The 12,974-nt window shown below is 48.9% G+C and carries 15 protein-coding genes and 1 riboswitch; of the genes, 9 read left to right on the top strand and 6 right to left on the bottom strand.

What is annotated here, in order from left to right; genetic code table 11:
• Positions 1–24: 24 nt before the first annotated feature.
• Positions 25–873, top strand: coding sequence for an endonuclease/exonuclease/phosphatase family protein (locus J7E21_RS01645; RefSeq protein WP_215104144.1), 849 nt, complete (start codon positions 25–27; stop codon positions 871–873).
• Between the two features lie 58 nt (positions 874–931).
• Here J7E21_RS01645 and J7E21_RS01640 read toward each other — a convergent pair whose 3' ends face one another.
• The 3 genes from J7E21_RS01640 to J7E21_RS01630 form a co-directional block, all read right to left on the bottom strand.
• Positions 932–1,561 carry a queuosine precursor transporter gene (locus J7E21_RS01640; RefSeq protein WP_215104142.1) on the bottom strand — a complete coding sequence of 210 codons (630 nt, stop codon included), beginning with the start codon at positions 1,559–1,561 and terminating at the stop codon, positions 932–934.
• Between the two features lie 12 nt (positions 1,562–1,573).
• Entirely contained in the window at positions 1,574–2,068 is a 495-nt protein-coding gene (gene queF, locus J7E21_RS01635) for a preQ(1) synthase (RefSeq protein WP_215104140.1), read from the bottom strand.
• Positions 2,069–2,163: 95 nt separating this feature from the next.
• Positions 2,164–2,211, bottom strand: a riboswitch (PreQ1 riboswitch).
• Positions 2,212–3,458: 1,247 nt separating this feature from the next.
• On the bottom strand, positions 3,459–4,787 hold the full coding sequence (locus J7E21_RS01630; RefSeq protein WP_215104138.1) for a cytochrome P450: 1,329 nt from the start codon (positions 4,785–4,787) through the stop codon (positions 3,459–3,461).
• Positions 4,788–4,996: 209 nt separating this feature from the next.
• Between J7E21_RS01630 and J7E21_RS01625 the strand changes: the two genes are divergently transcribed.
• The 4 genes from J7E21_RS01625 to J7E21_RS01610 all read left to right on the top strand — a co-directional run bounded on the left by J7E21_RS01625 (position 4,997) and on the right by J7E21_RS01610 (position 7,420).
• Positions 4,997–5,929 (top strand): phosphotransferase family protein, encoded by a 933-nt coding sequence (locus J7E21_RS01625; RefSeq protein ID WP_215104136.1) that lies wholly within the window; start codon positions 4,997–4,999, stop codon positions 5,927–5,929.
• Between the two features lie 74 nt (positions 5,930–6,003).
• Positions 6,004–6,552 carry a TraR/DksA C4-type zinc finger protein gene (locus J7E21_RS01620; protein WP_215104134.1) on the top strand — a complete coding sequence of 183 codons (549 nt, stop codon included), beginning with the start codon at positions 6,004–6,006 and terminating at the stop codon, positions 6,550–6,552.
• Between the two features lie 60 nt (positions 6,553–6,612).
• Positions 6,613–6,978, top strand: coding sequence for a nuclear transport factor 2 family protein (locus J7E21_RS01615; protein WP_215104132.1), 366 nt, complete (start codon positions 6,613–6,615; stop codon positions 6,976–6,978).
• Between the two features lie 40 nt (positions 6,979–7,018).
• The gene (locus J7E21_RS01610; RefSeq protein ID WP_215104130.1) at positions 7,019–7,420 is read left to right on the top strand and encodes a thiol-disulfide oxidoreductase DCC family protein; all 402 of its coding nucleotides are present in this window, start codon (positions 7,019–7,021) and stop codon (positions 7,418–7,420) included.
• 69 nt (positions 7,421–7,489) lie between these two features.
• On the opposite strand, the gene J7E21_RS01605 is transcribed toward J7E21_RS01610, so the two are convergent.
• Positions 7,490–8,683 carry a DUF3238 domain-containing protein gene (locus J7E21_RS01605; RefSeq protein ID WP_215104128.1) on the bottom strand — a complete coding sequence of 398 codons (1,194 nt, stop codon included), beginning with the start codon at positions 8,681–8,683 and terminating at the stop codon, positions 7,490–7,492.
• Between the two features lie 193 nt (positions 8,684–8,876).
• Here J7E21_RS01605 and J7E21_RS01600 point away from each other — a divergent pair, with 193 nt between their 5' ends.
• A complete protein-coding gene (locus J7E21_RS01600) occupies positions 8,877–9,728 on the top strand; it encodes an STAS domain-containing protein (protein WP_251047748.1) in 852 nt (283 codons plus the stop codon).
• A 49-nt stretch (positions 9,729–9,777) separates the two neighbouring features.
• Here the strand turns inward: J7E21_RS01600 and J7E21_RS01595 are convergent, their stop codons facing one another.
• On the bottom strand, positions 9,778–10,278 hold the full coding sequence (locus tag J7E21_RS01595) for a metallophosphoesterase family protein (protein WP_215104127.1): 501 nt from the start codon (positions 10,276–10,278) through the stop codon (positions 9,778–9,780).
• A gap of 129 nt (positions 10,279–10,407) precedes the next feature.
• Between J7E21_RS01595 and J7E21_RS01590 the strand changes: the two genes are divergently transcribed.
• The 3 genes from J7E21_RS01590 to J7E21_RS01580 all read left to right on the top strand — a co-directional run bounded on the left by J7E21_RS01590 (position 10,408) and on the right by J7E21_RS01580 (position 12,112).
• Entirely contained in the window at positions 10,408–10,683 is a 276-nt protein-coding gene (locus tag J7E21_RS01590) for a hypothetical protein (RefSeq protein ID WP_251047747.1), read from the top strand.
• A gap of 193 nt (positions 10,684–10,876) precedes the next feature.
• Positions 10,877–11,218 (top strand): dihydrofolate reductase family protein, encoded by a 342-nt coding sequence (locus J7E21_RS01585; RefSeq protein ID WP_215104125.1) that lies wholly within the window; start codon positions 10,877–10,879, stop codon positions 11,216–11,218.
• A gap of 270 nt (positions 11,219–11,488) precedes the next feature.
• Positions 11,489–12,112 (top strand): cell wall hydrolase, encoded by a 624-nt coding sequence (locus J7E21_RS01580; RefSeq protein ID WP_215104123.1) that lies wholly within the window; start codon positions 11,489–11,491, stop codon positions 12,110–12,112.
• 36 nt (positions 12,113–12,148) lie between these two features.
• On the opposite strand, the gene J7E21_RS01575 is transcribed toward J7E21_RS01580, so the two are convergent.
• The gene (locus J7E21_RS01575) at positions 12,149–12,958 is read right to left on the bottom strand and encodes a carbohydrate ABC transporter permease (RefSeq protein WP_215104121.1); all 810 of its coding nucleotides are present in this window, start codon (positions 12,956–12,958) and stop codon (positions 12,149–12,151) included.
• Positions 12,959–12,974 lie beyond the last annotated feature (16 nt).

Below are 12,974 nucleotides of genomic sequence, written 5' to 3'. Positions count from 1 at the left end.
TCATCTTGAAAAGGAGAGGGTCGCATGCAAGGCGATGCCAATAAGACACCAGTAGTGAAAGTGATGTCGTTCAATATCGCGCACGGAATGGGAATGGACGGCAAAGTGGATTTGGAAAGAGCCGCCCGGGTAATCGAACAGTCAGGCGCCACAATTGTAGCCCTGCAGGAAGTCGATCGCTATTTTTCAAGCCGCAGTTTTTATATGGACCAAGTCGAATGGCTTTCCGAACGGCTCGGGATGTACGCGGCATATGGCGCCAATTTAAACCAGGCTCCGGATGATAATGAACGGCCTAACCGCCAGTACGGCAACGCCACATTGAGCCGTTATCCGATCAAGTACGCAGAAAATCATTTTTTGACGCAAGTCATTGCGGATACCTACAGCAATGAACAGCGCGGCGTTCTCGAGACGATCATCGAAGTTGAAGGTACGTATCTCAAAGTATTGAATACACACCTGGCGCTGAAAGACGAAGAACTTGAAATGAGCATACAAGAAATCTTTGATATTGCAGGCAAAAGTCATTTCCCGAAAATCATTGCAGGCGATTTCAATGCGCCGCCCACCCACCGGCATTTGGTTCATTTGCACCGGGTGATGACGGACGTGTTCTTGAAAACAAAGCGCGGCGATGCGTATACGTATCCGTCACCTTATGAAAACCAAGAAACCGGCGAGTCAACTCGGCCGATGACACGGATCGATTATATTTTCGCCGACCACGGATTTGAAGTGGGGGATGCTGAAACAATCGAAACTGCTGTGTCGGACCACATGCCGATTACCGCAGAGCTTGTCTGGACACAGAAAAACGACTCTGCCGCCATTGTTCTGCCGGTGGCACAGCCGTTCAAACAAAAAATTTAATATGCCAAAGGCCGCCACCCGGAATTCTCGGGTGGCGGCCTTTGTGATTTTCATCCTATTAAGCAAAGCTCTTTTGGTCAGTTGTTTTCGAGCGCCGCGCGAGTTTGACGAGCAAATAGACGAGCGGGGTATCGGCTGCTGCGACGGCCCACTTGAAAAGATACTGCGTGAAAATCATTGTCACCAAAGCCGCAAGCGGCATCGTGCCGTAAAAAGCGATGGTGATGAAAATGGCGGTATCGACCAACTGGCTGACCATCGTCGACGCGTTATTGCGTAGCCATAGCTTGGATTCGCCGTTTCGTGCTTTCAATCGATGGAAAATGGTAACATCTAAATTTTGGCTGATGAAATAAGACACAAGGCTCGCGAGCGTCACTCGGAAGCCGGCCGAGAAAATGGATTCGAACGCTGCCTGGTCCGCGAAAAACGGCGCAGATGGCAAATGGATAGCGGCAAAGATAAACGCAAGCGCAGCGAGCTGAGTGAAAAATCCGGCCATGACGGTCTGGCGAGCTGCTTCTTTGCCATATACTTCCGCAATCGTATCGGTGATTGGGAATGTAAAAACATAGACGATGACTGCAGCAGGCAGCACCGCCCATTCGCTAATCGAGAACAGTTTGACTGCGAGAATATTGGAGAGGATGAGCAATCCGACAAAGGCGCCGTTCAAATACAATAACATGGGCGTTTCCCCTTATCGGTTAGTGATCGTTTCCGGATTCATGTCGTGGTTCATCATCCGGTACGTCGCCATTTCTTCGTATTTCGTGCCGGGCTTGCCGTAATTTGTATACGGGTCGATCGACAAACCGCCGCGCGGAGTGAATTTGCCCCACACTTCGATATAGCGCGGGTCGAGCAGGTCGATCAAGTCGTTCATGATGATGTTGACGACATCTTCATGGAAATCGCCGTGGTTGCGGAAGCTGAACAAATAAAGCTTTAAGGCTTTGCTTTCGACGAGTTTTTTGTCCGGGATAAAACTCAAGTAAATCGTCGCGAAATCAGGCTGGCCGGTTTGCGGGCACAGCGAGGTGAATTCCGGGCAATTGAATTTGACGAAGTAATCGCGCTTGTGGAGATTGTCGATCGCTTCTAAGATGTTCGGGTCGTATTCGAATTTGTAGCGTGTATTCTGGTTGCCGAGCAAAGACAAATGCTCGAGTGTGTTTTCGTTTCTTCCTGCCATGATGATGGCCTCCTTTATTGTGGCCGACGGGGGAGAGCTATAAAAAAATCGGACAAACGAAAAGCCGAATCGCATGTGGATTCGGCTTGATTTCAAAATCCATAGTTTTTTATAGAGGGTGGAATGCTATGAACCTCTCCCGTTGCCGGGTTATTTATTTTCCTGCCTTATCGTATAAGATGGGACGGGTTCTGTCAATTGCTGGTTTGGGAATGAAAGGGATGGGGCTGAGAATCTGTAATTTTCGGGTCATACATTCAATACATGATAAAGAAGTGAGTAGAAAAGCTTCCGCTTTTCGACTGCGTTGCAGGGGGCTGCTTTCCGAGGGGCGGGTGTTGAGCCAATGTGCCAAAGAGCTTGGCACATTTGTCTCGCCAGCCCGCGCGGTCCCTCAGGAGTCAGCCCCCTTCCACTCCGTCTCTAGTTTTGGAGGGGAAGATTATTTCTTCAGTTCATTCAACATAAAATGCGGAAATGCCTCAGACTTTGTAGCACAAATCATCTTAACCGTGGAATGGATGGTTGTGTAGTTCAGATCCACCACATCTAACAACAAGCTTTTCAATTCCAGTACCGATTTTCCAGGCGCCACATCCCAAGAAGCGATTTTCCACTAGCTGGAAACTGATTAAAGAAGCAGATCTGATTCAACGCACCCGAATCAATGAAATCTCGCAGCCGCCCAGCGCAAGAGGCCAACCCAAAGCAGGGCGACGAATACTAAAATGAAGCGCAAATAGAACACCAGAACAGTTAGACAAGCAAACACTCGCTATCTTCACATACGCTCGATCCGAGAAGCGATTCCCCCACTAGCCGGCAACTGATTAAAGAAGCAGATCTGATTAAACGCGTCCGCATCAACGAAATCTATCTGCCGCCTCGCGCCAAGGGTGAGCCGATGCAGTGAGACAAGCGGTCTTCTTGGCTCACTGCAAGAGGCCAACCCAGAACAGGGCGGCGACTCCGATCGTGATGCCAGAACAACCAGCGTCACATTTCCGCACATCGATTCAAACTCATTTCCACACGCCAATGCCTGCTCCAAGGAAGCGATTCCCCAAACAGCGGATGAATGCTCCAGAAGCAGATCCTATTTAACACAACGGAAACAATGGAAAAGAAAAGCCGCCTCGCGCCAAGGGTGAGCCGATGCAGTGAGACAAGCGGTCTTCTTGGCTCACTGCAAGAGGCCAACCCAAAGCAGGGCGGCGACTCCGATCGTGATGCCAGAACAAGCAACGACACATTTCCACACATTAATTCCAGCTATCACTATACAACTATAAGAAAGCAATTATCCCACCAAACAATATCGAAAAGGCCGGAGAAATTTGTATTTCTCCAGCCTTTTTATAGTTTATGGAAAAGCTCCAAGCTAGTCCAATCAATGGAACGGGCAACCTGATTGGACGGTTGTGTTTTTTTGTTCGTGGTAATACACGTTGTCCGGACGGTTTTTCAGTTTTTGCACGTCTTTTAGGATCAAGCGGCTCTTCGGCATGGTCGGCATGCGGGACATGTCGTAAGAGAGATCTTGTTCCGGGACGCTGTAGTTTAAGTTTTCTGCAAAGTATTTGAAGAACGATTGCATAACCATGACGGTCATCCATTCACCCGCACAGCGGTGTCCGGTATGGTGGTCGCCGCCGCCTTGCGGTACGAAGGAGAACGGGCTGCCGTTCCATGTGCTGAAACGCTCAGGGATGAATTCATCGGCGTTGTCCCAAGAATCCGGGTGGCGGTTAGTGCCAAACAGATCGAGGATGACGCGCATGTCTTTTTTGAAATGAAGGTCATGCCAAACGAAATCTTTTTTGACGAACGCAGCCATGACCGGCGCGAACGGATAATAACGGCGCACTTCCTGAGCAAAGTTGTGGCTGTAGTTGTTTTTGTCGGCCTGCAGTTTGCGGCGCGTTTCCGGGTGGTCATTCATGGCCATGACACCGAAGACGATGAAATAAGCTGTCGCGATCATCGGGCGATACGCGTTGTTCAAGTCGACCGCTGCCGTATTCAGGTCGAGCAGTTTGCCATTAGGCGTCCGGTGATGGGCGATGATATAGGCAGCTGTGTAAGCTGGCGGGTTGTATTCGCCTTTGCGGATTTCCTTGATGATTTTCTTGAGCCATTCTTCATGCGCTTTGCGCGCTTTCATGCCCTCAAGATAACGGCCTTCTGTCAGGCCGAACGAATCGACCATGGTGACCAGTTCCCACGTCCGTTGCTTGACTTCGCTTTCTTTCATCGGGAGGCCGGCCCAGTGGATCATCGAACGCGTGAAGATTTCTTCGATTTCATCGAGCAGGACGACTTCGTCCATATGTTGCCATTGCTCGGCTTTTGCATCGAGCTCTTGAATAGCCATGCGCTTGGCATCTTCCAAGCGTTCTGGTGTCATCATCGATAAGAACATGCGCTTTTGCTGGTGATGGTCTTCACCGTCGCGTCCGTGAACTGCGCCTTTTCCGAAAAGCGTTTGTTCGAGCGGCAATGGTGCAGCTCCACTGCGTATAAAGTAATCGTTATTGTAAAAGATTTCGGCAGCTTCCTCGCCGGCCATGCAGATGACTTTTTTGCCGAGCAAACGGGCCTCGAAAATATCCGAGCCCAGCTCTTTGCGGCGTCCTGGCAAAAAGTCAAAACCTTCCCCTAGCAAAGACAAAGTGTTATCCAGCTCTTTTGTTTTCGGAATCGGGTGCTTCACTTTCATGAATGTCAGCTCCTCTTGAATATATTCAATGCAGGCAAACTCTCCTGTTTTGTTAATAAAGTCATTGTAAAAATCCATACCCGCCCACGGTTTTGATAAACGCCGGAGAACCTCGAGGAATTATCAGAATGGGGAGCGCCAAAAAACTGGAGTAGGAGTTTTTTCATGATACACTAAATACAATAGATAGGCTGAAAGGAGCGGCAAGGATGACAACAAACGCATTCGGCGGGTTGTCCCGCCAAGCAATCGAATGGGTCGAGTCCAAGTGGCAAGGAGCAGTGCTCGAACAAGCCAAGCCCTTAGAGGGCGGGACTTCTTCACTGCTTTATGAAATTCGTGCGACGAAAGATGGAGAAGAGCAAAGTGTCGTCTTGCGTCTTCACCATAAAGGGGAATGGCTTGACCAGGAGCCGGATTTGGCGAAGCATGAAGCGATGAGTTTAGAGCTCGCAGCAGCGGCCGGAATTTCCGCGCCGCATCTCTTGGCGTTTGATGAAACTGGTGCAGCATGCGGCATGCCGGCTGTATTGATGACCAAAGTTCCTGGAACGGTCATCTTGCCGGCAGCAAACGATCAAGACTGGCTGGATGGTCTTGCGAAAACTTTGGCCGAAATGCATCAGCACAGGGCACATGACTTTCCTTATGAATATTTTGCCTATAACGATGCGCGCCGTCTCGAACGCCCGAAATGGTCTCGCGTAGAAGGCGATTGGATGCGCGCCTTCTACATAGTCGCTGCGGGCGGTCCGCCGAGCGACTATTGCCTAATCCACCGCGATTACCACCCTGGGAATGTGCTGTGGGAGAATGGCCAAGTCAGCGCTGTCGTTGATTGGGTCAATGCTTGCCGCGGACCTGCAGGTGTCGACGTCGGGCATTGCCGCGTCAATCTTGCGCAGTTGTATGGCACACGGGTCGCCAATGAATTTTTGGATGCATACGAGCGCTATACAGGTTCTGCTTTTTCCTATGATCCGTATTGGGATCTGTTGTCGCTCATCGACACACTGGACGGGGCGCCTGCAGTTTATCCAGGCTGGCAGGCGTTCGGGATGACCGGTTTGTCCGATGAGCTCGTCCGTTTTCGTTTGGATGAATATTTGATGAGTTTGATGGAGCGCTTCGACGATTTCTAAGCAGCCCCGTGCAGGTTTGATTTCTCCGATAAAGGAAATATATATACAAGCGAGTATTTGGAGGAGGAGTCATAATGACGGACGAACAGTTGAAGCAACTAAAAGAGGAACTCAAAGCACAATTGAAATCGATCGAGGGGCGTTTGGAACATAAAGAGGAATTCGAAACCAGTGAATTATCCAATTATGATAACCACCCAGCCGACAATGCGACCGATTTGTACGACCAGGAGCGCGGGATGGCGATGGACCACCTGAAGGAAGAAGAGCATGAAGACATTCTAGCGGCACTTAAAGCCATCGAAGAAGGCACTTACGGCAAATGCGCCGTGTGCGGTAAAGACATTCCGTTTGAGCGTCTAGAAGCATTGCCGACAACGCTGACATGCATTGATCACGCGGACCATAGCTTAGACTTTGAAAGCCGGCCAGCCGAAGAGGATTTTCTCGGTTCATCGACTGATCGCCCGGTGAAGCCGGAAGACAATCGGATCCGTGATTATGACAATAGCTTTGGGGATGTGGAGAGTTTTGGCTCCTCGGATGGTCCACAAGATCAACCAGGAGAAGACTCGGAAAATTTCTACAAAGACGATAAAACAGATGACGATAACGAATTGTAAGAGTCCTGCCCCGGTAGTCACCGGGGCTTTTGTATTGCTGTGAATAAGGAGGAGCGATGGATGGAGAACAGGCACGAGCAATTTCTAAGTTTGGAAAAGAGTCATTTGTCACCATTCGTCCGGCAATCGAACCGACGGATGGCGGAAGTGCTGGACGATGAGTTTTTCAAATTCGGCAGCTCTGGGGGTATATCCCGCCGGTCTGACTTTGACGGAGACGGTTCGTTTGTGGATGATGAGTACCATATTTCCCGTTTTGAAGTGCGTCCGCTAGGGCCGGAATCGGTTCTGGCCATCTACTTGTCGGAAAACCGGACAACCGGTACGTGGAGACACCGCAGCTCTGTCTGGAAAAAGCGGGAGAACGGATGGAAGCTGTATTTTCATCAAGGCACCAAAACGCATGGTTTCAACATACCGGAATAGGGAAGATAAGATACAAATGTGTTAAAAAAGGAGAGCTATTATGGAACATGCAATTATTTTATTCGATGGAGATTGCAATTTTTGCGATTCCAGCGTGCAATTCATCATCAATCATGACCCGGCAGGTTATTTCCAATTCGCTTCCCTGCAAAGCGATATCGGGCAGGAGTTTTCGGAAAAACACAATGTCCCGGCAGATGTCGACAGCCTAGTGCTGATCCAAGACGGAGAAGCATATGTGAAATCACAAGGGGCACTCATGATTTCGCATCATTTGACGGGACTCTGGAAGCTCGCGTACTATCTTCAGCCGTTCCCGCGCGCTATCCGGGATGCAGCTTATGACGTCATCGCGAAAAATCGTTACAAAGTATTCGGCAAGCTCGATAGCTGTATGCTGCCGCCGCCGCATATCCGCAAGCGGTTTTTAGATCAAAATTAATCATTAAAAAAGAGCTGATCCGAATTCGGATCAGCTCTTTTTTAATTAGGTGGCCTCATCACAAAAAAATTAAAGGAAATTCGAGATGCGCCAGTACTGAGAAGCTATCGGGTCGGCCATCCACGCCAAGCCTTCGGTTTCCGTTTGGTGGATGGGCTGCCAGATCCCATCATCTCCGAGCTTTAAGTACACTTCGTGGTTTGGCGCTTGATCGTGCATGCCGACGATGTCGAAAATGCCGTTCCGGTAAAATTTCGCGGACATTTCGTAATCGATGTTCGGCGAAGTTGTTAAAGGATTACCGACGCTGTGAGTGATCGTGATATCGGTTTTCTGTTCGGTTTCTGCAGAAATTTCCGCCTTGATTTCATCGCTCGATGCGACGTCAGCTTTGCGGAACTTGCGCCGCCAATCATAAGAGATGCTCGTGCCGACGTCTTTATCGAAATCAAACTCACTTTGTTCTTTGTTCAAATTGAGTATGCTGTTGATCTGAGTGCGGTAATGTTTCGATTCGGGGTCGAAGCCACGGTTGTCGCCTTGGAAATAGCGGTTGGGCGATGTCAGGTTCGGGTTTTTTAGCACGTCGTCAGGCAAAAATGTCAAATAGCGCACATGCCATTTCAACTTCGGTGGTTCGCTGTCTTCTTTTCCAAGCAAATAATGAAGCGGTGCAATTTTTTTGGTCAGCCAAAACTTTTCCATCGCCGTTTCTTCTTTGGATGACTCTGTGTTTAAAATGCCAAAGGCTTTCGCCGCAAGCGATTTGACAGTAGTCAACTGGCCTTCAGTCCTTTCCACTGGCCGTTTTCCACGGATCCAATACGTCAATTCGCGGTCTTCAGGCACGTCGCGGTCGGTGTATTGTGTTTTGGTGGTGACGGTCTGGGGCTCGCCATCACGGAAAATTTCGTATTCCGTGATGCCTTGGATTTTCCCCCAGGAAAGGGAGACGCGGTTTTCAGAGACAATCGTCGATAAGACAATCTGCTCAAGCTGATTGATGCTGTCGGGATTTCGCTTTTCGGTTCCGGTCAAAAGTTTGATAGCCGGCACCCAACTGCCGCCCGGGGATTGCCGTTCGATTGAATAGCAGAACAATTCTCCGGAGTGCAGCGCTTCGTCGCGGAATGCGTTTTGCGTTCCTGTATAGACTGTTTCGCCGTCTTTTTTGACTCTATACACTTCACCTGTTGGTGTCCAAGCGAAATGGATCATGCTATCGGATTGTTCCAGTAAGTCGATATCCAGTTCTTCACTCATTGCAGCACCTCCATGCTCTTCTTGTTCCAGGTATACCCGCTTGCTGGATGCTTTGAACATGTACTGGATCAATCCGAAATATTTGTTACATAATTTATATATTTCAGATAATTAAGAAGCGCTATAATAAACTAAGGTAAAGAAAGCGGGCCATTTGTAGACGCTCGAAACTGGACGATAAGGGGAGAGGCGGATGATGAAGGGAAAAATGGAAAAGCTCAGGAGCTTCAATGATTTCGATGAAGCAGCTTCATATATTCTCCAAATTCTCAGCAGGCAAGCAGGCATGAGCAGTTTGTACATCGCCAGGCAAGAAGGCGGCGTCAATAAAGTCGTCAAAGTGCATAATAATAAGCACCATTTAATTGAAGAAGGAGACGTCTCGCCGCTCCCTTGTATGCTGTCGAGCTTGAGCATCGAGCACGGTGCGGAAGCGCTGATCATCGAACGATTGGGTGCGCATGAGCTGACCCGGTCGCTCGGAATTGCAGGCGGATTTGAAGAAGGCTGTTTTGCCGGTGTGCCGATTTTGTATAAGGATGGCAGTGTCTATGGCAGCATTTGCGGTCTCGACAATGGGCCGTGTAACTTGCCGGAAGATTTGGCGTTTACGTTCGAGACGCTCGCTGCTTTATCGACTTATGCATTAGAGCTTGAGCGGGCATACGGGCAGATTGAAACCTTGGCTGCGCCGATGGTTCCGATTGTTGAACATGTGGCAATCTTGCCAGTCATCGGTGAAATCAGCGCTTCGCGGGCACGTGCCATCATCGACCAAGTGATGCATGGCTGTGCAGAAAAAGGCATAGAGGTGCTGATCATTGATGTGTCGGGTGTTTCGCAAATCAATTCCCAGGTCGGGGAGTATTTACTGAAGCTTGTGAATGTTTTGCGGCTGATTGGGGTCCAGCCGGTCATTACAGGCATACAGCCTTACATGGCGCTCAAAGTTCCTCATTTTGCACAAGCGCTGAGAGGGACGATGATTGAAGCGAATCTCGAAACGGCGCTCAAGCGTCTCGGATTCAGCTTTCAAAAGAATTGAAATGAAAAGAGCCGCAACTCTGGTTATCCAGGGTGCGGCTCTTGGTGTATTACTGCTCTTTGTCGAAAAACACGTGCTTGAGTTCCCAGTTGTCGCCGATTTCCAATAAACCGAAGGAATATTGGGGCGCCATGCGCTTGTCTGTCGGAGAGCCAGGGTTGAATAAAGTTAGGCCATCCGTTTCGCGCATAAGCGGCTGATGGGAATGGCCGAAAACGATGATATCAACGTTCTCCCCTTCAAAGGTGTCGAGCGCACGCTGTTCAGTCGTCTTCCGCGCGCCGTCTCCGTGGACGACGCCGATGGTCAAATCGCCGAACGTGAAGATTTTTTTCCGTCCAAAGCGATCGACGATCTCCCACGGGTCGACATTGCCGGCCACGCCGTCGGTCCTAGCATAGGCGGCTAGTTCATGGTAAACATCAAGCGTCTGCCAGTCGCCCGCATGGATGATGAAGTCAGCGCCTTCGCAGGCATCGACAAGCGGCTGCGGGAGCTTTTTCGCGCGGTTCGGTATATGCGTATCAGATACGATGACTATTTTTTGCATCAAATCGCCTCCAAGAATCTGTTTTTTTCCACTTTACCAAACTCTGGATCATTCGTCTAAAAGCGGACGGGGTTAGGGAAATGAAAAAGGGGGAAGAGTACTAGAAAAGAAAACAGTGGAGGGATTATTATGAATGGTGGCATGAAAAGGTTTATCGCTTCAGGCGCAGCGCTTGGTGCGGGATTGATTTTATTGAAAGCATACCAAGGCAAAAAGCGGAATATTTGGGTGTATGAAGACAGTGATATGCGCAATAGCTATGAAATCGACCATGAAGAAAGTGTCAACGCACCGTATGACGAGGCAGAAGAAGGGCTGACGCAATTGGATTCGATTTATCGTTCTGAATGGCAAGCGAACGCATTCCCGCAAACGAAAAAGCAATTGGAAGATCTGGAGTCCTAAGTCTCTGAGCAAAAACCCAGCCATAAAGGAGGCGCCTCGGATGAGTGAACGGAAAGTCGTCTGCTATATTGCAGATGTGGAAGAAACCTTGGATTAGCTACTTAGAGTGGATATGGACGGAGATGGAGGGTATGGAAGCTTTCTTGAAACGGTTGATGTTATTCTGCTCGGGAGGCCCACCTAGGAGTGGGTAATGAATCATGAGAACGGAAGCTTTCCTTATGCCAATCAGCAATCGTACGTGTTCACCTCGCATCCGGAACCAGGACGAGGTCAGGTGAAGTTTACTTCTGAAGACCCGGCAAGCTTGGTGAAACGGCTAAAGCAGCAACCCGGAAAAACCATTTGGCCAGTCGGCGGTAGCTTATTGTTGGAGAGCTTGCTTCGCGAAGACCTGGTTGATGAATTCATCATCTCGGTCGCCCCAGTGACTCTCGGAGAAAGCATTCCGTTATTCCAAAAAGCGCTGTGGAGGCTTGATTTTACATTAGAAAACGTCACGAAAGATGGTCAAATAGCGCAGTTGCATTATTAAGAGGCGCAGAAGTTGATCAAAGTTTCACTGAAAAGTCGAGCCATGCGCTCGGCTTTTTTTTATAGAGTCAAAAGCATAGAAAGTTAGTTAATTCCTTAATTTCCCTTTTAGTAGGTCTAAAGAATTCGCTAAACATAGAAAGACCTAGTGAGTTAATAGAAAAATTCTAAAATAAAGTAACTCCGCCATGTTGTTTTCAGTATTTTCCAACTATATACTTTAATAAAGAATCAATTGTCGATTCTTGCCAAAAAGAAAAGGAGAGGAAGCATGAAAACATTTAAAGTGCTCTTATTCAGTTTAGCAACGATTTTCTTTCTAACATTTTCTCATTCAGCCGTTTCTGCTCATTCACCCGATCTGCACGAAGGCGTTTCCGGAAACGATGTAAAGGAACTGCAAGTAAAGTTACAGAAACTCGGTTATTTCAATGTCGCAGCAACCGGTTATTATGGATCGATCACAAAAAACGCAGTCGTCAAGTTCCAGCGTGATTTTGGGGTGAAAGCAACCGGCTTTACCGGCCCGCTGACAAGGGAAAAAATGAAGCAAGTCGATATGGTGGCACGCACTGTTTACGGTGAAGCCCGCGGTGAAGGGTTTGAAGGACAAGTCGCAGTTGCTGCGGTCATTCAAAATCGTGTGCAATCCGGCGCGTTTCCAAACAGTACATACGGAGTCATTTTCCAGCGCAACGCATTTACAGCCGTCAATGATGGCCAATACCGACTAACGCCGAATGCATCTGCTTACCGCGCTGTGCGGCAAGCAAACAGCGGATGGGATCCTTCTCAAGGCGCGACGTATTATTACAACCCGGTCACTGCAACCAACCAATGGATCTTCACACGCACGACCATCAAAAAAATCGGCAAGCACGTTTTTGCCAAGTAACAGAAAAAGCCTCCGGAATTTCCGGAGGCTTTTTCTTTATCCTTTAATGGCACCAGCCGTAATTCCGGCGACGAAATAGCGCTGCAGGAATACATAAGCGATGACCATCGGCGCTGAGGCGATGATGACGCCCGTAAAGAGCATCGGGTAGTTGGTTGAATATTGCCCTTGAAACTCCAGCAGTGCGAGCGGCAAGGTTTTGTAGGCGTTGTCCGTAATGAACAGGAGCGGATACAAAAGATCGTTCCAGTGCATGACGAACAGGAAAATCGCTGTAGCCGAGAGCGAGGGCAAAGAAAGCGGAACCGCCACTTTCGTGAACATTTTCCAATTTCCTGCCCCGTCGATCGTCGACGCTTCAAACAATTCTCTCGGCAAGGTTTTCATAAAGCCGGTGAGAATAAAGACCGCAATCGGCAAAGTGGACGAGATGTTGACGAGTATCAAACCGAGCAGGCTGTTCGTGAGCCCTAACTCCAACATGAGCGAGTAAAGCGGCACCATAATAACTTGTGCGGGCACCATCATGCCGAGTGTGAACACGCCGAACAGCACATTGCCGCTCCAATTGTTCATGCGGGTGATGCCGAATGCAATCATAGCAGCGAACAACAGCGTCAGCGATACCGAGAACAAAGTGACGATCGTACTGTTAATGAAGTAGCCGGCCATCGTCTGTTCTTGGAAAATCGAAATGTAATTATCAAATTTAAAGCCGCCTTCCGGCAAACCAAGCGGATTACTGAAAGTTTCCTGAAGCGTTTTAACGGACGTCAACAGAACGACCACTATGGGGATCAGAATCAGCAGTGCATAGACGAGCAGTGAAAATTTCCTGAACAGCAAAGTTGCCGACCCCCTT

Source organism: Planococcus sp. ISL-109, assembly GCF_018613655.1.
Taxonomy (GTDB): Bacteria; Bacillota; Bacilli; order Bacillales_A; family Planococcaceae; genus Planococcus.
The sequence above is the reverse complement of the archived record's forward strand: the minus strand, read 5'-3'. Positions and strand labels throughout refer to the sequence as shown.